Source organism: Bacteroides sp. Phil13, from assembly GCF_001940965.1.
In the GTDB taxonomy this organism is placed as follows: Bacteria; Bacteroidota; Bacteroidia; order Bacteroidales; family Bacteroidaceae; genus Bacteroides; species Bacteroides intestinalis.
Genome location: NZ_MSHA01000001.1, coordinates 57,879 through 82,595, shown reverse-complemented (window position 1 = coordinate 82,595; position 24,717 = coordinate 57,879). Strand labels below are relative to the sequence as shown.

The following is a 24,717-nucleotide window of genomic DNA, read 5'->3' as shown; positions in this document are numbered from 1 at the left end:
ACGATTTACAGTAAATTGTTCAAACGCATTTGCAGGTCATTTTCATCGACACAAAGCACCTCACGCGCTTTACTGCCTTGTGCAGGTCCCACAATTCCGGCTTTTTCCAATTGATCCATCAAGCGTCCTGCACGATTATAACCGATAGCAAACTTACGTTGGATCAATGAAGTAGAACCTTGCTGATGGATGACAATCAGGCGGGCAGCATCTTCGAACAATGGATCCAGACGCCCCATATCCACATCTCCCAGATCACCTCCGCCATCTTCACTGACATATTCGGGCAAGTAGAATGCAGTAGGATATCCTTGTTGCTTGGCAATGAACTTCGTGATTTCCGCCACTTCTGGTGTATCGATAAAGGCACATTGCACACGCACGGGATCTGCCCCTTGCAGGAACAACATATCACCGCGTCCGATCAGCTGGTTAGCTCCCGGACGGTCGAGAATCGTACGAGAGTCTATCATGGCAGATACACGGAACGCAACACGCGCCGGGAAGTTCGCCTTGATTGTACCGGTAATGATATTTGTTGTCGGACGCTGTGTAGCGATAATCATGTGGATACCCACCGCACGCGCCAACTGGGCGATACGGGCAATAGGCAATTCAACCTCTTTACCTGCCGTCATTATCAAGTCACCGAACTCATCGATCACCACTACTATATAAGGCATGAATTTATGCCCCTTTTCCGGATTCAGCTGGCGATTGATAAACTTCTCATTATATTCCTTGATATTACGCACATGTGCAGCTTTCAATAAGTCGTAACGTGTATCCATCTCTATACAGATAGAATTCAACGTTTGCACTACCTTGGTTACGTCCGTAATAATAGCATCTTCTCCATCGGGCAGCTTAGCAAGGAAATGATGTTCAATCACCGAATAGATACTGAATTCTACCTTCTTCGGGTCTACCAACACAAACTTCAGTTCAGCCGGATGCTTTTTATAAAGCAAAGAAGTGATAATGGCGTTCAGTCCGACAGATTTACCCTGACCGGTAGCACCCGCCACCAGCATATGCGGCATCTTACAGAGATCTACCATAAACACTTCATTGGTAATCGTCTTACCCAAGGCAACCGGCAAGTCATAAGTAGACTCCTGGAACTTTTTACTGCCGATAATACTCTGTCCGGAAACGATTTTCGGATTAGAGTTCGGCACTTCAATACCAATCGTTCCTTTTCCCGGAATCGGTGCAATGATACGAATACCCAATGCCGAAAGGCTAAGGGCGATATCATCTTCCAGACCACGAATTTTAGAGATACGCACGCCTTGTTCGGGAGTGATTTCATACAGCGTCACCGTAGGTCCCACCGTTGCCTTGATCGTACTGATTTCAATACCAAAACTGCGCAACGTATTTATAATCTTGTCTTTATTGGCATTCTGTTCCGCCATGTCAATAGTTGGCTCGGAATTATCGTAATGCTTCATCAAGTCGACAGTAGGATAGCGATAATTTTCCAGATCGAGACGAGGATTATAAGGTTCCTTTTCCGAACCTTTATATTCGTCGTCATCCTCTGCAGCTTCTATTTCAAAAGTAGGTTCTACCGCTGCAGGTTTCTCATGAAGAGAAGGAGCAGGATCGGAGACCGGGGTTTCAATAATCATAGAAACTTCTTCCCCCGACGGCTTGGCAGGTTGAGGTTCTGTAATACCACCTAAATCCAGTGTTATTTCATTTTCCGGTTCCATTACCGGCTCAGGAACTTCAATGGGAGTTTCTTCTTCTTTCGTATCAGCCTCCGCCACATCAGGAGCAGAAGCAGGTTTCTTCTTTCCTTTCGCCGTCCAAGAGTCTGTAAACTCTTCCGGTGTTTCACCTTTCTCTTCTTCTTCCTTCTGTTTGCGCTTCAAGAAACTGAGGCTAAACAGCCTCCGCAACCAGATCACGGTACGTGCACTGATATAGATAAGGAAACAGATAGCAGTCACCAACAAAATCATCCAAACGCCCGGCACGCCCACTTGCGACACCAGCCAATTGCTGACATTATATCCATGCATACCGCCCAGATATAAGAAAGAATCCTTGTATTGCTCCACAAAAGCGAATCCAAAGAAGACAGAAAACCAGACGAGCAATAGCGAGCATCCGATAAACCACTTCCAAAGCCGAACCACACGCACACGCATCAACTTCAGTCCCGCTACTGCAAGGAACACAAGAATGAAGAAAGACGAAATGCCGAAGCAATCGTTAATGAGATAGCTTGCCAACTGTGCACCGCGCGAACCGGCATAGTTCTTCACTCCATTATTGGTAGAAGCCAGCTCCTGCGCACTGCCCGAGTCAATAATACTTTGATCCGCCGCTCCCGTAAAGAAGAACGAAGAAAAGGCTAATAGCAAGTATACTGAAAAGATGACCAGTACCAAGCCGATAACAAAGTGAATGGTTTCGTTTTTAAAGATTGCCCTTATTTTACCAAACAAGGAAAGAGTCTGTTCCGTATCTTTAATTGAATTTTTCTTAGCCATGAATATAATTCCTTAGTAAATGATAGATTGGTGCAAAAGTAACAAAAATATTCAATCCTTCCACCAGATACCTATCAATATCTGTTGATTACCTCTTTGGCTTTGTTTACAGCAGTAGCTGCCGGAATTTCTCCCAAACTCCGCTCGTCGAACATTTGCAATATTTTCTCAATATTCTTAATAGCACCTTTATTACCTTTCTTCTTAAATTCTTCTTTCAGAATACGCACTTTTTCAAAAGCTTGCACACCCTCGACCAGACGCTCCATGCGGATGGATGAACGAGCACCGGGATAGATCAGATAAGTATCCCCTGCCGCCCACGCGGTAAAACGGCTATCCTGCAACGGATTTTTCACCCAGCTATTCAATGCCCAACGCAAATAACCATCCAGATTTTCTTTAGCGCTATGCCATGCCAGCCATTCGGCTTCGGCAGGTGGGCTAAAAGTAAAGGTGTTCGGACGAGGTTCCGAACAGCAGGTATAATAAGTGGTTACTTTTCCGGCTTCACGGCGTGAATCAATCGTTTCAGACGGGAATCTCTCGGCAATCGTAATGCAATAATCATCCAGTTCATCCACCAATTCAGGGTGATAAGTTCCGGCCAGTGAAACCTTAAAATCCTTATCGGCTTTGCGGATCACTTTTAATGTTTCCTGCATGTCTTTCATGAGGCGTTCATCCATAGCGATATGAGTAATCTCAAACCATCCTTTTTCCTTCAGATGTTGGGCAAACGATTTCAGCATCGTTATCCAGAACTCTTCGTAAACAGCTTCTCCCGGCTTGGCATTCAAATATTTGAATGAATTGCTCGCCTGGTCAAAGTACTGAAAAGAAAGTCGCCAAGGTACCATAGAGAAACAACTGATTTGCTTCCTGACACCTGTGCTCATCATAAACTCCACCCATTTATCGAACACCATATAATCAAAATACCAGGTACCGTCGGCTTTCTTCAGCCAGGTGACCATGCTCTCGAAAGCATCATACGTCTGCCCGTTCCAAGGCTTGTGCATAATGGAAGCGGTAATCACTTTCCCGCCTGCATCGGCATACAACTTCATCAACGGGCGCATCAGTTCAAAATGTTTGTCACTGAATGGTTCCACCCCATAATAGCGCGCCACAGCATAGGGATTATGCCATAGGTCCAGATGGAAAGCCCATTCGGAAGGAACAGGAAGGATACGGTTCTTTACATTAACAGTCAGTTTCAATTCAGACAAAGCAGTATCTCCGTTTCGCACGGTAACCGTTCCCGTATATTTTCCGGCTTTAGCATACTGCGGCACTCGAACACTGATCCAACCTCCTTGGGCAGAGTTGGCAGGAATCACCAGGGAAGGGGTAAGATGATCGAGTACATCCGCCACCAGAGTAGAGTCAAAGTCGGCACTGTTGCGATAGCCACATGCCCCCAATCCATCCTTGTTCAGTTCATCGGTCATAACATAGCGTACAAAACTAGTGCGAATATCGTCTTTACTAATGGTTTCGGAGCCGGAAGTCAGATCACTGACAGTGAAAGTCAGATTGTTTAATGTTTCAGGAGTCCACACTACCAGTTGGGCAGATACTTTTTCACCTTTCCAAGCTGTGAGATTAATATTTTTCTTTATTCCGGAAATAGCGGCAGGTTCTTCCTTCTTATACCGTATGTCCGTACTTCCCCAACTGACTTGCGGGACTTTCACTTCAGACCATAAAACCGGATTGACGGCTACTGGATTGGGAACCTCCTGATAAGATTCCGTATCTTGAGCATTCAGGCATACTGTAGAGAACAGGAGAGTTCCCAGGAATAAGAGTTTTGTCATAGGTTAACTACAAATTAGGGGTTTGGAAAGCAAAAATAAAGAAAAGGCAATGCGAAAACAAGGAAAGAGCGATGTTTTTAAAAAGAAAGAGTAAGACAATATTTTAACAAATATAAGAATAAAGACGGCAGAAAATAAATGAAGAGAAGTAGTTTACAGATAAAAGTTATGCGGAAAACTTAAAATTGGAGACATTCAAACAGACTATTAATAAGTAGCGAAATCTTATGGAACTGTTCTTTAGGAGATGCTGCATCAACAGGATAATACACACTCCAAAGTCTTGACAGATGGAAATGTACACAAACCAGATGCTTATAGCTGCGTTAGCTTGCGCACTTATCTGCATCGGGTAACGCTTATAGCTGCGTTGGCTTGCGCACCTATCTGAATCAGGCGATGCACTTATCTGAATGTACTTTTCCTAGCTAAATTCTTTTCTTAAGTTAATAATTTATTTAAAATCAGATTTGAAAGTAAAGTTAACGGTTATAACTGTATATTCTACTACTTCCATCTAAAACATGAAGTTTTTCTGTTTATGTGTGTAACACAGCTTAAAGAAAAAGTAAGGAATTTCGCGCCTCCGAGTGCGTATGCGCCCGTACATCATTAATAAGAAAAAGACGGCACGGACGTATTATTCCACCGTGACCGCAGCTTATCTACCGGATTCTATTCCAAGATCATTTCGGGTCTATATTCTCGAAATCTACCGTCAAGACTCCAGAATTGTAGCTGGCGGGTAGAATAATGGCGTCGTAGGTGGCGGCGAAGGCAACGGTGGCAGTGAAGGCAGCATAAATGTGAATGAAATGTTTAACGAACTATTGCTTAGTAAAATGCAAATAAATTTGCTACTGCACTCGGTTTGCACTATCTTTGCGTTTCAAAATCAAGTAGATTATGAAAAAAGAAAGCCAAGTGATATTCGACCGCAACGTGGTGGAGTTCGTCACCGTAGCTGCCGAGTTCTGTAAGTTCCTGGAACAGGCGGAGACGATGAAACGCGATACATTTGTCGATACCTCATTAAAGATACTTCCGCTACTCTACCTCAAGGCTGCCATGCTACCCGAAACGGAAATAATAGGCGATGAAGCCCCCGAAAGCTATGTGACGGAGGAAACGTATGAAGTGCTTCGCATCAACCTTGCCGGTATTCTTGCCGAAAAAGATGATTATCTGGATGTATTCATACAAGATATGGTTTATAGCGACCAACCCATCAAGAAGAATATTTCCGAAGACCTGGCGGATATTTACCAGGCCATCAAAGATTTCATTTTCGTCTTCCAACTGGGATTGAATGAAACGATGAACGACTCTCTCGCCATCTGCCAAGAGCAGTTCAAAGAGTACTGGGGACAAACGTTGGTGAACACGCTACGTGCACTACACGACGTGAAATACAACCATGCCGCCGAAGAAGACACAATTGAAGAAGATTTTGATGAAGAAGAATGCGGTTGTCATGGCCACAATCATGGTCATTGCGATTGCGACGATGATGATTGCCATTGCCACGGCCATCACCATCACGAATAAAGAAATTAATTATGGTTATTAAAAAAACAATCAATAAGGAAGCTATCAAAGAGATGCCCAAAGTTCTCTTTCCAGGACAAATACATATGGTACAAACCCCCTGGGAAGCAGAAAAGGCAGTTACTTACCTGAAGCAATATCCTTTGCTGGGAATTGACAGCGAAACCCGCCCGTCGTTCACCAAAGGACAATCACACAAGGTTGCGCTGCTACAGGTATCCTCTGAAAAAGATTGCTTCCTCTTCCGCCTGAACCTGACCGGCCTGACGCTTCCGATTATTTCGTTGCTGGAAAGCCCATCGGTCACCAAAGTCGGACTTTCGCTGCGGGATGACTTTATGATGCTGCACAAACGTGCTCCCTTTGAACAACGCGCCTGCATCGAATTGCAAGAATATGTCCGTATGTTCGGCATACAGGACAAGAGCCTGCAGAAAATCTATGGTATCCTGTTCGGTGAAAAGATTTCCAAATCGCAACGTCTTTCCAACTGGGAAGCTGAACACCTGACCGAACCTCAGAAACAGTATGCGGCTACCGATGCATGGGCATGCCTCAACATCTATAACCGACTGCAAGAATTAAAAATCAGCGGTGACTATGAGTTGGCACCGGACGAAACAGAGGAAATTATAACCCAATAATCAGTGTGATACTACTCACTAATCACTAACAGCTAATCGTTAATCACTATAACAGCATGTACAAAGTATATCTCAAATCTGGCAAAGAAGAGTCATTAAAACGTTTTCATCCCTGGGTGTTTTCGGGTGCTATCGCTCATTTCGACGGTGAACCCGAAGAAGGCGAAGTAGTAGAAATTTATACTTCCAAGAAGGAATTCATTGCCAAAGGACATTTCCAGATTGGCAGCATTGCCGTACGCGTACTCTCTTTCCACCAGGATGAGGCTATCGATTTCGATTTCTGGAAACGCAAACTCAGTATTGCTTATGAGATGCGCCGCAGCATTGGTATTGCAGAGAACCCAACTAATAATACTTACAGACTGGTACATGGAGAAGGTGATAATCTCCCCGGACTAATCATTGATATTTATGCCCGCACCGCCGTGATGCAGGCACACTCTGCCGGTATGCATCTTGACCGTATGGAAATAGCCAATGCTCTCAGTGAAGTAATGGGTGATAAAATAGAGAATATCTATTATAAATCAGAAACGACTCTTCCCTTCAAGGCTGATCTTTACCCTGAAAACGGTTTCTTGAAAGGAGGCAGCACTGATAATGTAGCTATGGAATATGGACTGAAATTCCATATTGACTGGTTGAAAGGACAAAAGACAGGTTTTTTCGTTGACCAACGCGAAAACCGCTCCCTGCTGGAACGTTATGCAAATGGACGTTCCATATTAAACATGTTCTGCTATACCGGTGGCTTTTCTGTTTATGGTATGCGTGGAAATGCCAAACTGGTACATTCCGTAGACAGTTCAGCCAAAGCAATTGACCTCACAAATAAGAATATAGAATTGAATTTCCCCGGTGATGCCCGCCATGCAGCTTTTGCCGAAGATGCCTTCAAATATCTGGATCGTATGGGTGACCAATACGACTTGATTGTTCTGGACCCGCCTGCATTTGCCAAACACCGCGATGCTTTGCGCAATGCCCTGCAAGGTTACCGCAAACTGAATGTAAAAGCTTTCGAGAAGATCAAACCAGGCGGTATTCTATTTACTTTTTCCTGCTCGCAAGCAGTCAGCAAAGAAAACTTCCGCACGGCAGTCTTCACAGCAGCTGCAATGTCCGGTCGCAGCGTTCGCATCCTGCATCAACTGACGCAACCCGCCGACCATCCGGTAAGTATATATCATCCCGAAGGGGAATATCTGAAAGGATTAGTGTTGTATGTAGAATAAATAGTGCATGTACTTTGGTCCTTATAAAGGGGGAAAGCATTCTTTATATTCTAAAAGATGTTAAACCAAAGAAGAAAACCACTAAAACGTTATGTTGTATAACATAAAACCTCTACATTTGCACTGTGTTTTTCATGGTATTAGATTTAAGGTTAATAAAGATTGGCTGTCTGGGATAGATAGCCTTCTTTTTTTATATACACTTGCCTACTTCACTTTTTACCATCTATTCTTCACCATTCTTCACTTTTATGTGCTTTTTATCAATTAACTTGCTCACGCAATCAACGAAAATATTATATTTGCATCTATTATTTAATGTGAAAAGGAAACACACAAATTAGAAAAGTCATGAGTATAAAAGTTCGTTTGATTATCATGAACTTCCTGCAATTCTTCGTATGGGGGTCATGGTTAATTTCATTAGGAGGTTACATGGGCAGAGAACTCCACTTCGAAGGAGGCCAAATCGGTGCAATCTTCGCAACCATGGGTATCGCCTCTCTGATTATGCCTGGCATCATTGGTATCATTGCCGATAAATGGTTTAATGCAGAACGCTTATACGGACTTTGCCACATTGCAGGGGCTGCCTGTCTTTTCTATGCTTCCACGGCTACGGGATATGACCAGATGTATTGGGCAATGCTACTCAATTTATTGGTATATATGCCTACTTTATCACTGGCCAATACAGTTTCGTACAATTCGCTTGAACAATATAAGTGTGACCTTATCAAGGATTTCCCACCCATTCGCGTATGGGGCACTATCGGTTTCATTTGTGCAATGTGGGCGGTGGACCTTACCGGATTCAAGAACTCAAGCGCCCAACTCTATGTAGGTGGTGCATCCGCATTAATGCTGGGTCTGTACTCTTTCACCCTGCCAGCATGTAAACCTGCCAAGACCGGAAAGAAATCACTGATTTCTTCTTTAGGACTGGATGCATTCGTACTATTCAAAAGAAAGAAAATGGCTATTTTCTTCTTGTTCTCCATGCTTCTGGGAGCAGCGTTGCAGATTACCAACACGTATGGCGATCTTTTCTTAGGTAGTTTTGCCAGTATTCCGGAATATGCAGAGTCTTTCGGTGTGAAACATTCGGTTATCCTGCTATCCATCTCGCAGATGTCCGAAACATTATTTATTCTCGCCATACCTTTCTTCCTGAGACATTTCGGAATTAAACAGGTCATGCTAATCAGTATGTTTGCATGGGTATTCCGGTTCGGATTGTTCGGTTTCGGCGATCCGGGCTCCGGACTGTGGATGTTAATCCTATCCATGATTGTGTATGGCATGGCATTCGATTTCTTCAACATTTCAGGTTCGTTGTTTGTTGAACAAGAAACCAGTTCCAATATCCGCGCCAGTGCCCAGGGATTATTCTTTATGATGACAAACGGCTTGGGCGCCATTATTGGAGGATACGCCAGCGGTGCCGTAGTAGACGCCTTCTCGGTATATGCCGACGGCAGACTGGTGAACCGAGAGTGGCCTCAAATTTGGTTAATCTTTGCTGCTTATGCATTGGTTATCGGTATTTTGTTTGCCTTGGTATTCAAGTACAAACACCGGCCAGAAGAAGCAGCAAATAAAAAGCAGTAAGTAGCAAGTGGCTGGTAGCTGCCAGCCACTCGGAAAAATATTATGGATAAAAAGAAGAAAATAGAACTAGAAGTACTAAACATTTCCAATAGTCAGGAACAAGCAGGAGCTTACGCTTTGGTATTGGGAGAAGTGGAGGGCACCCGCCAATTACCGGTTATCATTGGTGCGGCGGAAGCGCAGGCAATGCTAATCAGCCTGAAAGGGATTATTCCACCACGCCCCTTGACTCATAACCTTTTCGCTTCGTGTCTGGAAGTATTGGGAGTGAATATGATGCGTGCTCTTATCTACAGGGTAGACAATGGTGTATTCTATTCTTATATCTACCTGAAAGCAGACGATGCGATCATTCGCATGGATGCCCGCACATCCGATGCGGTTGCTATGGCTTTACGGATGAAAGCCCCCATCTTTATTTACGAGGAGATTCTGGAAGCGGAACAACTCAAAACCGGAAAAGAGAACGAAACCAGCAGTGTAGCTCCTATGGGCGAAAACCCTTCCCCACATGATGATGAATTCTTCCACGGAGATACGATGGAGATGCTGCAAAAGGCATTGCAAGAAGCCATAGCCAACGAGAATTACGAACGAGCAGCCCACATCAGGGACGAAATTACCAAACGAAAAGAACAGCAATAGACTTATGCATGTATTCTATACACCCGACATACAAACCCGTGCCGAACTTCCCGAAGAAGAAGCCCAACACTGCATCCGCGTACTACGCCTCAATATTGGTGATCAGATTACATTGACCGATGGCAAAGGCTATTTCTATCGTGCAGAAATCAGTGCTGCTACCAACAAGCGTTGCATGGTAAACATTCTGGAGACCATTTACCAGGAACCTTTATGGAACGGACATCTACACATTGCCATAGCCCCGACCAAGAATATGGACCGCACTGAATGGTTTGCAGAAAAAGCCACTGAAATAGGCTTCGATGAACTGACTTTCCTGAACTGTCGTTTCTCGGAACGGAAAGTGATCAAGACCGAACGTATCAGTAAGATACTGGTTTCCGCCATCAAACAATCCCTTAAAGCCCGTTTGCCACAACTGAATGAAATGACGGATTTCAACAAGTTCATCACGCAGCCTTTCAAAGGACAGAAGTTCATAGCTCACTGTTACGAAGGAGAAAAGCCGCTGTTGAAAGATGTGCTCCGCAAAGGAGAAGATGCACTGGTATTAATCGGTCCGGAAGGGGATTTCAGTGAAGAAGAAGTGCAAAAGGCAATAGAAAACGGCTTTACTCCCATTAGTCTGGGAAAGTCGAGACTGCGTACAGAAACGGCAGCTCTAGTGGCTTGCCACATTCTGAACTTACAAAATCAATGATAATCACACTTAAATAATAGTTATATGAAGAAAAGTTTGTTTCCCCGTTTGGCGTTGATGGCTGTAGTGGTCGCTCTTGTCAGCGCATGTTCCCAGAAGAAGCAAGAATACACCGATGTGATTCCTGCCAATGCTCATACGGTAGTCAGCATCAACCTGAAATCATTGGCTGACAAAGCAGGCCTCAATGACAAGGAGAACAAAGAAGTACAGGAAAAGCTGACGAATGCTTTGAAGAGCGGCATGAACGCTGCAACATTCCAGCAAATGGAAATGATAATGAAAGATCCGAAGAAATCGGGAATCGATGTATCGGAACCTTTGTATATCTTCACCACGGAAACATTCCCTACTACTATCGTTGCCAAAGTCAGCAGTGAAGACGACCTGCATGCACTGCTGGAAACATTGGAGAAAGAAAAAGTCTGTCAGCCTCTGGCAAACGGTGACGGTTTTCAGTTCACACAAATGGGGAATCAGGTACTCATAGTATATACTCCTTCAGTGCTTATGCTGACCAATTATAGCGGCACTACCCAGCTTGAGAAAATCAAAGAGAATATTCCTGCCTTGCTGAAACAGACGAATGAAAACAGCATTGTTTCAACTACTATCTTCAAAAAGATGCAGAAGATGGGAGGAGATATCAGCACTATGTTCTCTCCGGCAAGCCTGCTGGGCCCTTATGCCAATATGATCAAAGCAAGCGATATGCCCTACAACATTGACCTGAAAGACATGAAAATGTTGGGAAGCCTTTCCTTTGATAAAGGTAAGGTAAGCATGAAGTATGAGAGCTTCACAGAAAACCCGGAACTGCAAGCTTTGTTCGACAAGCAAAAGAAGGCAACCTGCCCCATAGAAAACACTTTCTTGAAATACTTCCCGAAATCCACCCTGATGTATCTCAGCATGGGTATCAATGGAGAAGAGTTCTATAACATGTTGTTGGAAAATGAGCAGTTCCAGAAGAATTTCTCCATAGCCAAGGCTAATGAAGTAAAAGAGTTGTTCGGCACATTCCAGAAAGATATTGCAATGGGGCTGATAAACTTCACTATGAATAACGCTCCTACTTTCCTGATGTACGCCAGTGTAAAGAGTGCTGCCCCCGTACAGTTATTGTATGAGAAAAAAAGCGAACTAGGCTTAAAAAGAGGAGACGACATCCTGAAACTGGGAGAAAACGAATATGTATATAAATCAAAGGAACTGAACCTGTTCTTCGGAGTTCGCAACAATAGTTTGTATGCTACGAATGACGAAATGTTGTACAAGAGCATAGATAAAGCCGTTAATCCATCCATTAAGGATACCGAATTTGCATCCAACATCAAAGGTAAGAACAGTGCTTTCGTCATTAATGCTGAAGCAATTCTTGCTTTGCCAATTGTGAAGATGTTATCGGAATATGGCGGCACACAATATGCAACAGCTTTTGCTTTGGTTGACAAGATAGCTTATGTAGAGGCTGTTGGCGACCCCAATAATAATGCAGATATGGTTATTCAACTGAAAGACAAAAACGTAAATGCATTGAAACAGATTGTAAACTTCATCAAAGAGTTTGCAGGCATCTAATCTCGATAAATAATGGAAATCATTCATCTGCGGCAAACACTTCCCCAAGTGTTTGCCGACCGGGATGCCATTTCATCCGACGTATGGCATCAAGACCTTGTGCTACAAAAAGGAGAGCGGTATCTGATTGAAGCTGCTTCGGGCACAGGTAAATCCTCTCTATGCAGCTATATCTACGGATATCGCCGCGACTATCAGGGTATCATTAACTTCGATGAACGAAATATCCGTTCGCTCTCCATTCATGAATGGGTGGAATTACGAAAACATTCATTGAGCATGCTGTTTCAGGAGCTACGTATCTTCCCTGAACTGACCGCACTGGAGAATGTACAGTTGAAGAACCGGCTTACTAACTATAAGAAGAAAAAAGAAATCCTTGCTCTTTTTGAAACGCTCGGTATCACTGACAAAGTAAATGAAAAGGCTGGAAAGTTATCTTTCGGACAACAGCAACGCGTAGCTTTTATTCGTGCTCTCTGCCAACCGTTCGATTTCATTTTTCTGGATGAGCCTATCAGCCACCTGGATGATGATAACGGTACACTCATGGGACGTATACTGACCAAAGAGGCCGAACAGCAAGGTGCGGGAGTGGTTGTTACTTCCATTGGAAAACATATAGAGTTAGAATATAATAAAGTGATGAAACTATAAAATTAGTGATTAGGGTTTAGTGATAAGTGATTAGCACCATGCGGAATGATAGCACAGCCTACTAATCACTTATCACTAAACCCTAATCACTAATCACCTATCACTAAACGCTAATCACTAATAAAAGAACATAGAACTTCAATGAACAAACTTGTTTGGAAACTTCTCCGCCAACACATCAGTATCGGACAACTGACCGGCTTTTTCCTCGCCAATATCTTTGGGATGCTGATTGTATTGTTGAGCGTGCAATTTTATAAAGATGTCCTTCCCGTCTTCACGCAGGGAGATAGTTTCATGAAGAAGGATTATATCATCGCTACCAAAAAGATCAGCACCCTCGGCAGTATTACCGGACAAAGCAATACTTTCTCCAAAGATGAAATTAAGGAACTGGAAGCACAACCCTTCACACGTAGTGTAGGCGCTTTTACACCTACCCTTTTCAAAGTATCAGCAGGGCTGGGAATGGAGCAAGCCGGTATCCGCATCTCTACGGATATGTTTTTTGAATCTGTTCCCGATGAGTTTGTAGATGTCAGCTTGGACAAATGGCACTTTGACGAAGGTACACAAACCATACCTATTATCATTCCCCGTAACTACCTGAACCTTTATAACTTCGGTTTCGCACAGAGCCGCAACCTGCCGAAGTTGTCGGAAGGTGTAATGGGACTGATACAAATGGACATTGTGCTGCATGGCAACGGACGTGTAGAACAATACAAAGGGAATATTGTCGGTTTCTCCAACCGCTTGAACACTATCCTTGTTCCACAATCGTTTATGGAATGGGCCAATCAGGCTTTCGCATCCGAAAGAGAAGCACAGCCTTCCCGCCTGATCGTAGAAGTAAAGAACCCTACGGACACAACCATCACCGACTATTTTCAACTGAAGAACTATGAGACCGAAGGGGACAATCTGGATGCCGGAAAGACCACTTATTTCCTCCGCCTTATCACAGGTATTGTTTCCGGCGTGGGACTGTTCATCAGCATCCTCTCTTTCTATATCCTGATGTTAAGCGTATTCCTGCTGCTTCAAAAGAATACGGCAAAGTTGGAGAACCTGTTATTAATAGGTTACAGTCCTTCTAAAGTCGCATTACCTTATCACGTATTGACCGTAGGATTGAATTTGCTGGTACTGATCCTTGCCATAGGCGATGTGGCCTGGTTAAGATCTTACTATACAGGCGTCCTGCAAACTCTCATTCCACAATTGGAAACCGGGTCTCTCCTACCCTGTATTTTGGCTGGAAGTATCTTATTTATAGCAGTATCTGCCTTGAATATTCTTCTGATACGAAGGAAAGTACTCTCTATCTGGAAAGGAAGTAAAGAAAAGTAAAGAGTATGATAAAACGAAAAGTAAAAAGAATAATAGTAGCATGTCTCATGCTGCTATTTCTTTTATCAGCAGGAATTTTTATCTTTCGGGGAAGCCTACTGCGTCACATCGCAGATCAACGTATTACCCTACTGGAACAGCGTTATGGGCTGGATATCAGCTACAGAGAACTCCATATGAAGGGCCTGAACACAATCGCTATCGACGGACTGAGCGTAGTTCCGCAGGAAAGAGATACACTGTTTGCCCTGCAATCCCTCAATGTTCGTATCGGCCTTTGGAAACTGATGTGGGGAGATATCAAGATTAAAGAAGTCCGGCTCGACGGCCTCTCACTCAATTTCATTAAAAAGGACTCCATAGCTAATTACGATTTTCTTTTCCGTACTTCTGCCGAGCCCACCTCTCCCAGTGAACAAAGTTCCAGTACCGATTATACCCGTCGCATCAATACAACATTAAACCTCCTTTTCGGATTATTACCCGGCAATGGAGAACTCACCCACCTTACTATCACTGAACGGAAAGATCATAACTTTGTCAGTTTCCGCATTCCCCGTTTCGTTATTGACGACTACCATTTCCTGTCCGAAATAACAGTTCAGGAAGACAGTTTAAATCAACAATGGAATACTGAAGGAGAATTTAATCCTTCGGAAAGACGGTTGTATGCCACTTTGCATGCTCCACAACTGACTGTTCCCTATATCAACCGCCGATTTGGTGCAGAAGTACAATTTGACAGCCTGACATGTAATTTCTCACAGGAAAAGGTAAGTGGCGGAATCACTCGCTTGGTCGGCCAGTCGGAAGTACGGGGATTGCAAGTATATCATAAACGATTGTCTCCCGAAACCATCAATCTGGATCGCGGTCAACTGGACTTCTATGTTAATGTCAGTCCACAGGCTGTAGAACTGGATAGCGCCAGCCTTGTACGCTTCAATGCATTGACCTTTCATCCTTATTTAAGGGCAGAGCGCGTTGGAGAAAAGACCAATCAAAAAGAGTGGCACTTTACAGTTTCCGTTCGTAAACCCTGGTTCACTTCGGAAGAACTGTTCGGTTCGCTGCCCAAAGGACTTTTCGAGAATCTGGAAGACCTCAGCACTACCGGACAATTAGCTTATCATTTTCTACTGGATGTAGATTTCTCACAACTGGATAGCCTAAAGTTTGAATCGGAACTGAAGGAGAAAGATTTCCGTATTCTTCATTATGGAAAGACGGATTTGGGTAAGATGTCCGGTGAGTTTATCTATACAGCTTACGAAAACGGACAACCGGTATATACGTTCCCTGTCGGTCCGTCATGGGAACATTTTACACCACTGGACAGCATTTCTCCCTTGCTGCAAATGTCTGTTATGCAAAGTGAAGACGGAGCATTCTTCTATCACCGGGGATTCCTGCCGGACGCTATGCGCGAAGCTTTGATTCATGATCTGGAAGTCCGTAAATTTGCTCGCGGAGGTAGCACGATCTCCATGCAATTAGTAAAGAATGTCTTCCTGAACCGCAATAAGAATATAGCCCGCAAACTGGAAGAAGCGCTTATCGTCTGGCTCATCGAAACCGAACACCTCACCCCAAAGGCCCGCATGTACGAAGTTTACCTGAATATAGCCGAATGGGGGCCTATGGTTTACGGTATCCATGAAGCAGCTGATTTCTATTTCGCCAAGCGTCCTTCACAATTGAGTATAGAGGAATCTATCTTTCTTGCTTCCATTGTTCCTAAACCGAAACACTTCAAAAACTCATTTACTACAGGCGGCAAACTGCAAGAGAGTCAGGAAGGTTACTTCCGCCTGATTGCAGAAAGACTGGCCAAGAAAGAAGTGATTACCGATGCACAAGCGGCACAGGTAAACATTAATAATGTGGTACTAAAAGGAGTGGCTAAATCAAGTTTTGTAAGTGAAGGTTGGCAATAAAGCAAAACTGTACAAAAATGAATAAATCTATGTTTTTTATATGCAATTTTTATCTCTTTTCTTTCTTGTCTTGTCACTTTCCCCACCCTCTCTCAGATACCTTCAGGATGGGGGTACAATGAGTCAGGGACTGAAAGGCATTCAGTCACTGAGTGAAAGGCATTCAGTCACTGACTGAATCAGATTCACTCAACGAATCGGAGGAGTAGCTGAAGGAAAGGAAGAAATTTACAAGTTTTTTGTAAGTATAATTACCAACTGATGAAATATACAATGAATCACCATCTAACTCATATCGGAAAAGGAAGGAATAAAAAAAGAGTGATAAGGTGGTAAGGTGTGATAGGGTGATAAAGTGGCTGCGCTATATATCAAAGAGTCTTATCCCGCTATCACTTTATCACCCTACCACCTTATCACATTTTGTTCATAACCCGTCCATATTAAATAAATTCCTAAAACTTATCCCTGATGCGCCAACATATACTCCTTAGGCGACATGCCATGCACTTCCTTGAAAGAACTGGAAAAATGCGACAAGTTCGTGTAGCCCGTAGCATACGCTACTTCGGATACTGTCAGTTTCTTCTCTTTCAACAAGGCAGCAGCCTGCTGTAAGCGGATATTCTTAATAAAGTCGCGTGCCGAAAGATTTGTCAGTTCTTTCAGTTTCCGGTGCACATGGACACGACTTAAGCCCACATTCGCCGCCAACATTTCCACATTGAGATCCGGATTGGACAGATTCTCGTTGATAACCTTCATTATCTTACTCATCAATATCTCATCTGCCGATTTCATACTCAACTTCTGTACCTTATCTTCCTGCTGCTGCGCACCGCTGAACTTGCTCTTCAGCAGTTTACGGTTAGCAATCAGATTAGCAATCGTACTCTTCAGAAGTTCCGTATTGAAAGGCTTCACCATATAAGCATCCGCACCGGTTGCCATACCTTCCATGGTATCCTCGGGCTTGGATTTAGCCGTTAACAAGATTACAGGCACATGATTGACATTCGTATTCTGCTTAATCTTCCGACATAATGATAATCCATCCATTTCCGGCATCATGATATCGCTGATCACCAAGTCAGGAGTATCTGCAAGGATCGTATCATAAGCCTCCCTACCATTCTTCCGGGTCATAATCCGATAATCCCCTTCCAATTCTTCTTTCAGGTAAGAGAGGATTTCTTCCTCATCCTCCACTATCAATATGCGCATGCGATTTTTCGACTTACCCGCCTTCTTGCTTTCTTCGTCCTCTTCTTCTTCAAAGGCTCCCTCTAAATCCGTCTTCTCTGGTTTAACCCACACGGTATGAGGGGTGATGACTGCTTCCACATCTTCCAGTTCGTCCGTACGCAGATGGGCAGAGCCCAACGGTATACGGATAATAAAACGGCTACCCGGAGCATCTTCCCGATTCTCTGCCAGGATGATGCCATGATGCAGTTCCACCAATGAACGGGACAAATGCAAACCGATACCCGTACCGAAGTTCGATTTAGTCACATCATTATCTATCTGATAGAACCGTTCGAAGATACGCTCTATCTTTTCCCGGTCGAGTCCGATGCCGTTATCCGTCACAGTTATTTCAAAGTACTCCTTCAGCGGATCGCGCCGGGTGGAATCACGTCCGGTAGAAAGTGTAACCGTAATCTCTCCTTGCTCCGGTGTGTACTTAAAGGCATTGGAGAATATATTCATCAGTATCTTATCGAAGTTATTCATATCCACCCATACCTTCAACTGCGGCATGACGTGTTCGAAACTGAAATGTATCTTCTTCTTCCGCGCCATATAGTCGAAAGTAAGCATCACATCGTCAATGAAACCCACCATATCCGTCTCCCGGAATTTCATGAACATCTGTCCTTTATCCAGCTTACGAATGTCCATCAATTGGTTTATCAGGCGAAGAATACGTTGTGCATTCCGGTAAATCATCAGGTAAGTCTTCTGTACTTCTCCTCCCTTCTTTTCAGCCAGCAATTTCTCCAGAGGATTAATAATCAGCGTCATCGGAGTACGTATCTCATGCGAGATATTGATGAAGAACTGCAGCTTCGCTTCATTCAATTGTTCGGCATGTTCGCGCTTCATGATTTCACGGCGATGGCGCATACGCGACAGGATATAATTCACAATACCCAATACAAGCAAGCCGAACAGGAACGCATAAATACAATACGCCCACCACATCTCATACCAGGGCGGAGTAATCAGTATCTTCACAGTACGTATCTCCGAAAGATTGCCATGACTCAACGCCCGCACATGGAAAGTATATTTGCCGGGCAGAAGATTATTATACGTCACCCGGTTCACCCCCGGCTCAGTGCTAAGCCACTGGTTACTCAGTTCTTCAATCTTATACTGATAGGATATCTGTTCCGGATTGTTGTATTGCAACGTAGAGAACACAATGCTGAACGTATTATCATAATGAGCCAACTGGAACATATTCGCATCCGGCACAGATGTATAAATAACGGTATGTCTTCCCGAACGTGTATTCTTCCGTACAGGCTGGTTAAAGATAGAGAAATCCGTAATCCAGACCTTGGTATCTTTCAGCACGCTCTCTATAGATGAAGGCTGAAAATAAGTGATACCATTGATTCCACCGAAATAGACTTTCCCAGCCTCGTCCTTATAGAATGCACCGTGCGTAAACTCGTTTCCCTGCAAACCATCGCCCGCATAATAATTGATATAACGGCCGGTTTTAGCATCATACTTGCAGATACCCATATAGGTGCTGATCCACATATTGTGCTCCTCGTCCTCACAAATTCCACAGATTACATTATTCGGCAAACCATCCGCCACCGTAAAGCAAGTAAGCTCATCAGTCTTCTTGTTGAAGCAATATAAACCGTCTGTCGTACCTGCCCAGATATTTCCGGCATGGTCTTCTTGCACTACATAGCCCACCCGGTCTTCAACCAGGGTGTTCACCTTCCGGTAATTAATAAAACTCTCATTAACCGGATTGAAACAACTAATGCCTTTATAATGCCCCAGCCAGATCATTCCCTCACTGTCACAAAAGATGTAGTTCACCCAGTCATTGGCCAATTCATTCCTCGTCAGGTCGCCCGTTTCGTCTTTAGACGACTCGTAGTGTTTCAACTCTTTCGTCATCAGATTATACTGATAGAAACCCGAACCGAAAGTAGCGATATAAAGATTCTTATGCCGGTCTTCCGTAATTGAGAATATCTTCTCGTTGTCAACGGGCAGCGGGTACTCACACTCACCGGTTCTTCGGTTTAGTTTTGCCAATCCCCGGGTGTACGTGCCGAGCCAAAAATCTCCGTTCGTATCCTCGTACATACACATAATAGTATTAGCCATCGAACGCGGGTCATTGCCGGGCTGATAATGTCGCAGCCTCTTTCCTTCCGCATCCAGTTCAAATATTCCTTCATTGTCCGCCCCTACCCACAGATGACGATTACTGTCCTGATAAATAGACATTACACATCCTTGTCCGATGGGATTATAATGAATGGACTTATTGCCATAATACTCAAACGGATTTTCCTGCTTCGGCATCAGTACAATACCCTTCTGAAATAATCCTACCCACAGGTTCTTGTCTCGGTCTTCCATGATAGCGTGTATCTTTCCTTCCGAAAAATCCAGCGGCGCGGAATTGATACTATAATCCTCTATCTTTCCGGTCATCCGGTTGTAAGTCTTCAGTCCCTGACCGTCGGTACCGATCAGCAAACGGTCGTCCACTAACGTCAGACAATAGATGGACAGTTCCTCACCGCCCATATAGGGAACAGGAACAAAGCGGTTCTGCTCACGCTCATAACGGGACAAGCCATGCTTTTGAGTGCCAATAAACAAATTCCCGTACTTATCTTCACCGATAGCCGACACATAGTTATCATTAATCACCGGGTATCTGAACACACGAACTTCCTGCGTAGCAGGCAGATAGCAGATCAATCCATGTCCTTCCGTACCGATCCATATATTGTAATGAGAGTCTTCATATAAGTTCGACTGAAAGTTATAATTCACTTGCCTCATGATAGCGTCAATGGACTCCGCCTGCTGCTTCTCTTCGTCCAAGCGGAAAATGCCCTGCCCGGTAGTTACCACCCAAATCTCACCATTATGCAATTTCTGCATCTGCGTGATGTGTGGAAAAACCCGCTTGCCCGCACGTATCATTGGAATCTCCCGGAAAGTATCTGTTTCCGAATCATACTTCATCAACCCGTCAATGCAGCCTACCAGCAGATTCTGCCGACTGTCTTCAAAAAGCGTGCGCACATAATTGTTTTTGATGGAAGTGGAGTCGCCGGACACATGTTTATAGTTAGAAAACCGAAGCCCATCGAAACGGTTCAGTCCGTACTCAGTAGCTATCCAGATGAATCCACGCTTATCCTGAAAGATCTGGTTGATAAGACTGCTGGATAATTCATTGTTAGTGGAATAAAACTTACCGGTCTGCGCTGCCAAAGGCAGAACAACCAAGCACAACAATAAGACTATAAGGGGGGCTTTGTTAGGAGCTGTTTTCATTGCATTCTATACTTAAAGGTAAACAAAGATAGTGAAAACTTTCGGAATTAATTCATATTCCGCCAGAAATGAGTTTTTAGTCCGTTGATGGCGACTGCTTTCGTGTAGTCAATTATAAGTTTAAAGATAAATTACCGTTCACTTTTGTCCGAAAATCTTAATTTTTAAATAAAAAGATGAAAATGTGAGGTTGTAGTGCTCTGTATTTCAGGATTTTAAGAGGACTGCATCTCACATAACGACTGAGGTACCCTCACATAACGACTGAGGTACCCTTACATAACGACTGAGGTTGCCTAAAATAACGACTGAGGGTACCTCAAATAACGACTCGGGTCAGATGTAAATATAGAAGAGTAAATTTCAAGCATTGGTTTAACTCATAACCGTATAATAACGAACATAATTCAACTCCTGATTTGCATATTTTACTCATAAGTACCATCAGAAAGAAAAAAACAAGAAAATATGGGATTTATCACTTGAATATGTATCTTTCGGGTGTCAATTAAGCCCGAACGTAACACCAGCAAATGATTTTGTAACACAGGGAAAAGTCATGTTACATTTAAATGTAACACAGGCTACAATAAAATGCCTGCTTCTTCATATTATAGAATATCTTTGTCACAAACGAAAAGGAATGTTTAATCACTTAATCTAATTGAATACAAATATGGAAACTTAAAAATGAAATGCACGTCTTCACATCTTTAATAAAGAAAGAGAATATTATTGTTATCCAACTAAATTAATTTCATTATGAAATGCACAAATTATTGTTTTAAGCCTTTGGGGCTTCTATTCTTATTATGCCTGATACCTCTATGGGCATTTTCACAGAACATCACTGTGAAAGGTGTGGTGAAGGACGCCACAGGAGAATCAGTTATCGGTGCGAGCGTAGTGCAGAAAGGCACCAGTAACGGTATTATTACCGACATTGACGGTAACTTCACGCTGAATGTTCCATCCAACAGTACCATCGTAATTTCATTTGTGGGTTACAAGACTCAAGAAATTCCTGTAGCCGGGAAGACACAAATCAACGTTACCCTGAAAGAAGATGCTGAAATGCTGGACGAAGTCGTAGTGGTAGGTTACGGACAGATGAAACGTTCAGACCTGACAGGTTCGGTGGTATCGGTTAATGACCAGGCCATCAAGAAGTCGGTTCCGACTTCTATCGACCAAGTATTGCAAGGCCGTGCTGCCGGTGTGCAGATTCAGGCAAACACAGGTACACCGGGCGGTAGCTCCGCCATCCGCATCCGTGGTATCAACTCACTGAACGCCACTAATCAACCTATCTTTGTGATAGATGGCGTAATAGTAGACTCTTCAAGCAGTGACAACGGAACCTCCAACCCGTTGTCCAGCATTAACCCTTCGGACATTGTCTCCATGGACGTGCTGAAGGATGCTTCCGCCACCGCCATCTATGGTGCACGTGCTTCTAACGGTGTCATCATGATTACTACTAAACGAGGCAAAGCCGGTGAGGCTACCATCACCTACGATGGCTATGTAGGCTGGCAAAGCATGCCCAAGAAACTGGAAATGATGAATTTACGCGAATATGCCGCCCACCACAACGTGCGTGCCGATGCACAGATTGTGGCTCATAGCAACAATTTCGTCAATCCTGAATTACTGGGCGAAGGAACCGACTGGCAAGACGAGCTGTATCGCAACGCCTTGATGACCAGCCATAATATATCCATCACAGGCGGTCAGGAAAAAGTGACCTACGCATTCAGTGCAGGCTATTTGGATCAGGCGGGTATCGCTTTGGGATCCGGCTTCAAACGTCTCTCCCTGCGAGGCAATCTGGAAGCTCAAATCAAGAGCTGGCTGAAGGGAGGTATCAACTTCTCCATGTCGGACAGCAAGCAAAAAGTGGGTGCCGACAATAACATTATCATGACTGCCCTGCAATCGCAACCTTCTACCGCCGTCACTTCGGCAGACGGGTCCTATGACGGTCCGGACGACCAATACATGCCCGACAACCCCGTGGCACTGGCCGAAATCCGCACCAACAACAACAAGAAAGAGAATTTCCGTTTCAGTACCTATCTGGAAGCCACGCTGTTGAAAGGGCTGACCCTGAAGACAGAACTCTCCACCGACTACAACCTGAACAAGTATTACTATTATGAACCGGACTTCACCTTCGGTGTGAAAGTAAACAACACCCGCACGGGTCGCTGGACCAAGAATGATTCCAAATACTGGAGCTGGCGCAACATACTGACCTACAACCGCACGTTCAACGACAAGCACAACATCAACGCTATGGTGGGACAGGAAATGAGCGAAAACCATTGGGAGACCCAGGAGAGCCGTGCCACAGGCTATCTGTCCAATTCCGCCCAAGACCCCAGTGCAGGCGGACAAGTGGACGGTTCGGGTTATCAGGACAACAGCTCCATCCTTTCCTACTTCGGACGCGCCTTCTACTCGTTTGCCGACCGCTACCTGCTAACGGCCACCATCCGACGCGACGGTTCTTCCAAGTTTGCCAAAAACAACCGCTGGGGATGGTTCCCTTCTGCAGCCCTGGCATGGAAAGCAAGCAACGAGACGTTCCTCAAGGACAATCCGATCATCAACAACCTGAAAATCCGCTTGGGTTGGGGTACTACCGGTAACCAGAACGTGCAAGACTGGGCCTATATCGCCCTGCTTGCCACCAAGAACACCCCGTGGGGTAACGGTGTACTGAACGGCAATACCGCTAATCCCGACCTGAAGTGGGAAACGACCTATTCCACCAACCTAGGTCTGGATCTGAACCTCTTCGACAACCGCATTGAGTTCATCGCCGACTTCTACTACAAGAAAACCAAGGATATGCTGCTGCAAGTGGCTCTACCCGCATTCTTGGGCTCGTCCGGTCAAGGTGCTGCCAGCAATCCCTGGAGCAATATAGGCTCGCTTGAGAACAAAGGTGTGGAACTGACCCTGAATACCGTGAACATCGACACCAAGGACTTCCAATGGAGAAGCAACTTCGTATTCTCACTCAACCGCAACAAGGTGGTGGAAATGGATACCGAAACCGGTAGCCTGCCCTACTCCCTGCAAGTGGGTTCAGATACACAAACCGTAACCAACTCCGTAGCAGGAAAACCCATCGCACAGTTCTGGGGATATAAGGTAATCGGACGTTTTGACGAACCTACCGACTTCTACTACACAGATGCCAATGGAGCTGTTAAGGAAGTGGCACGCCCCATCAACCAAGGCATTGCCCAAGGAGAAACGTGGCTGGGCGATTACATCTTTGCCGACATTAACAATGACGGGAAAATAGACAACAACGACCAGACATTTATCGGAAATCCCGAACCTAAGTTCACCTACGGCATAGGAAACACCTTCTCCTGGAAGGGCTTCGACCTGGCCATATTCCTGAGTGGCAGCTACGGCAACGACGTACTGAACTACAACCGTCGCTGGCTGGAACAGTCGGGCGCCAACAGCAACCTGTTGAAATCCACCGGCTATGCCATCGTAGAGAAGATTGATCCCAACGGACCGGATGACTTCCGTAACTTCCACGTAACGGGTGGTGACCCTTTGTCACCCCGCCTCTACACAGCCAGTGCCAAAAACTTCAACTGGCGCGTGAGCGACCGCTACATAGAAGACGGTTCTTATCTGCGCATACAGAACATCTCTCTGGGCTACACATTCCCCAAGAAATGGCTGGGGAAGACTCCCATCCAGAACCTGAAGGTGTATGCCAACCTGCAGAATGTATATACTTGGACCAAATACAAAGGCTACGACCCGGAAGTGGGCAGTCTGTGGGGCAATACCTTATATAATGGTATCGACTACGGACGTTATCCTTCGCCCCGCATCTACACCTTTGGTTTGACCGCATCATTCTAATCCTAAAACA

At 44.5% G+C, this 24,717-nt stretch carries 14 protein-coding genes; 11 read left to right on the top strand and 3 right to left on the bottom strand.

Annotated elements, in window-relative coordinates:
• Positions 1-5: 5 nt before the first annotated feature.
• Both BWI44_RS00210 and BWI44_RS00205 read right to left on the bottom strand, forming a co-directional pair.
• Positions 6-2,507, bottom strand: coding sequence for a DNA translocase FtsK (locus tag BWI44_RS00210; protein ID WP_138291611.1), 2,502 nt, complete (start codon positions 2,505-2,507; stop codon positions 6-8).
• A gap of 74 nt (positions 2,508-2,581) precedes the next feature.
• Complete coding sequence (locus BWI44_RS00205) at positions 2,582-4,330, bottom strand: DUF4091 domain-containing protein (RefSeq protein ID WP_195208132.1); 1,749 nt, start codon at positions 4,328-4,330, stop codon at positions 2,582-2,584.
• Between the two features lie 906 nt (positions 4,331-5,236).
• Here BWI44_RS00205 and BWI44_RS00200 point away from each other — a divergent pair.
• From BWI44_RS00200 to BWI44_RS00155, 10 genes are all read left to right on the top strand, one after another.
• Complete coding sequence (locus BWI44_RS00200) at positions 5,237-5,878, top strand: DUF5063 domain-containing protein (RefSeq protein WP_138291609.1); 642 nt, start codon at positions 5,237-5,239, stop codon at positions 5,876-5,878.
• An 11-nt stretch (positions 5,879-5,889) separates the two neighbouring features.
• Positions 5,890-6,522: a 3'-5' exonuclease gene (locus BWI44_RS00195; protein WP_007666336.1), complete on the top strand. Its 633-nt coding sequence runs from the start codon at positions 5,890-5,892 to the stop codon at positions 6,520-6,522.
• 56 nt (positions 6,523-6,578) lie between these two features.
• Positions 6,579-7,760: a class I SAM-dependent rRNA methyltransferase gene (locus BWI44_RS00190; protein ID WP_007666338.1), complete on the top strand. Its 1,182-nt coding sequence runs from the start codon at positions 6,579-6,581 to the stop codon at positions 7,758-7,760.
• Positions 7,761-8,111: 351 nt separating this feature from the next.
• Positions 8,112-9,371 (top strand): nucleoside permease, encoded by a 1,260-nt coding sequence (locus BWI44_RS00185; RefSeq protein WP_195208133.1) that lies wholly within the window; start codon positions 8,112-8,114, stop codon positions 9,369-9,371.
• A gap of 42 nt (positions 9,372-9,413) precedes the next feature.
• The gene (locus tag BWI44_RS00180; protein WP_117691788.1) at positions 9,414-10,016 is read left to right on the top strand and encodes a bifunctional nuclease family protein; all 603 of its coding nucleotides are present in this window, start codon (positions 9,414-9,416) and stop codon (positions 10,014-10,016) included.
• Positions 10,017-10,020: 4 nt separating this feature from the next.
• Positions 10,021-10,719 carry a 16S rRNA (uracil(1498)-N(3))-methyltransferase gene (locus BWI44_RS00175; RefSeq protein WP_117691785.1) on the top strand — a complete coding sequence of 233 codons (699 nt, stop codon included), beginning with the start codon at positions 10,021-10,023 and terminating at the stop codon, positions 10,717-10,719.
• Positions 10,720-10,743: 24 nt separating this feature from the next.
• Positions 10,744-12,300: a DUF4836 family protein gene (locus BWI44_RS00170; protein WP_118423413.1), complete on the top strand. Its 1,557-nt coding sequence runs from the start codon at positions 10,744-10,746 to the stop codon at positions 12,298-12,300.
• 12 nt (positions 12,301-12,312) lie between these two features.
• Positions 12,313-12,957 (top strand): ATP-binding cassette domain-containing protein, encoded by a 645-nt coding sequence (locus BWI44_RS00165; RefSeq protein ID WP_007666357.1) that lies wholly within the window; start codon positions 12,313-12,315, stop codon positions 12,955-12,957.
• Between the two features lie 141 nt (positions 12,958-13,098).
• Complete coding sequence (locus BWI44_RS00160) at positions 13,099-14,310, top strand: transporter (protein ID WP_195208134.1); 1,212 nt, start codon at positions 13,099-13,101, stop codon at positions 14,308-14,310.
• Between the two features lie 5 nt (positions 14,311-14,315).
• On the top strand, positions 14,316-16,247 hold the full coding sequence (locus tag BWI44_RS00155; protein WP_195208135.1) for a transglycosylase domain-containing protein: 1,932 nt from the start codon (positions 14,316-14,318) through the stop codon (positions 16,245-16,247).
• A 462-nt stretch (positions 16,248-16,709) separates the two neighbouring features.
• On the opposite strand, the gene BWI44_RS00150 is transcribed toward BWI44_RS00155, so the two are convergent.
• Positions 16,710-20,804: a hybrid sensor histidine kinase/response regulator transcription factor gene (locus BWI44_RS00150; protein WP_195208136.1), complete on the bottom strand. Its 4,095-nt coding sequence runs from the start codon at positions 20,802-20,804 to the stop codon at positions 16,710-16,712.
• A 762-nt stretch (positions 20,805-21,566) separates the two neighbouring features.
• Between BWI44_RS00150 and BWI44_RS00145 the strand changes: the two genes are divergently transcribed.
• Positions 21,567-24,707: a SusC/RagA family TonB-linked outer membrane protein gene (locus tag BWI44_RS00145; RefSeq protein ID WP_195208137.1), complete on the top strand. Its 3,141-nt coding sequence runs from the start codon at positions 21,567-21,569 to the stop codon at positions 24,705-24,707.
• Positions 24,708-24,717 lie beyond the last annotated feature (10 nt).

Bases quoted from the DNA above. Each gene is read 5' to 3' on its own strand.
- BWI44_RS00180 (WP_117691788.1), top strand. From the start codon at position 9,414: ATGGATAAAAAGAAGAAAATAGAACTAGAAGTACTAAACATTTCCAAT.
- BWI44_RS00145 (WP_195208137.1), top strand. From the start codon at position 21,567: ATGAAATGCACAAATTATTGTTTTAAGCCTTTGGGGCTTCTATTCTTA.
- BWI44_RS00170 (WP_118423413.1), top strand. From the start codon at position 10,744: ATGAAGAAAAGTTTGTTTCCCCGTTTGGCGTTGATGGCTGTAGTGGTC.
- BWI44_RS00210 (WP_138291611.1), bottom strand. From the start codon at position 2,507: ATGGCTAAGAAAAATTCAATTAAAGATACGGAACAGACTCTTTCCTTG.
- BWI44_RS00195 (WP_007666336.1), top strand. From the start codon at position 5,890: ATGGTTATTAAAAAAACAATCAATAAGGAAGCTATCAAAGAGATGCCC.
- BWI44_RS00165 (WP_007666357.1), top strand. From the start codon at position 12,313: ATGGAAATCATTCATCTGCGGCAAACACTTCCCCAAGTGTTTGCCGAC.
- BWI44_RS00205 (WP_195208132.1), bottom strand. From the start codon at position 4,330: ATGACAAAACTCTTATTCCTGGGAACTCTCCTGTTCTCTACAGTATGC.
- BWI44_RS00175 (WP_117691785.1), top strand. From the start codon at position 10,021: ATGCATGTATTCTATACACCCGACATACAAACCCGTGCCGAACTTCCC.
- BWI44_RS00155 (WP_195208135.1), top strand. From the start codon at position 14,316: ATGATAAAACGAAAAGTAAAAAGAATAATAGTAGCATGTCTCATGCTG.
- BWI44_RS00200 (WP_138291609.1), top strand. From the start codon at position 5,237: ATGAAAAAAGAAAGCCAAGTGATATTCGACCGCAACGTGGTGGAGTTC.
- BWI44_RS00150 (WP_195208136.1), bottom strand. From the start codon at position 20,804: ATGAAAACAGCTCCTAACAAAGCCCCCCTTATAGTCTTATTGTTGTGC.
- BWI44_RS00185 (WP_195208133.1), top strand. From the start codon at position 8,112: ATGAGTATAAAAGTTCGTTTGATTATCATGAACTTCCTGCAATTCTTC.
- BWI44_RS00190 (WP_007666338.1), top strand. From the start codon at position 6,579: ATGTACAAAGTATATCTCAAATCTGGCAAAGAAGAGTCATTAAAACGT.
- BWI44_RS00160 (WP_195208134.1), top strand. From the start codon at position 13,099: ATGAACAAACTTGTTTGGAAACTTCTCCGCCAACACATCAGTATCGGA.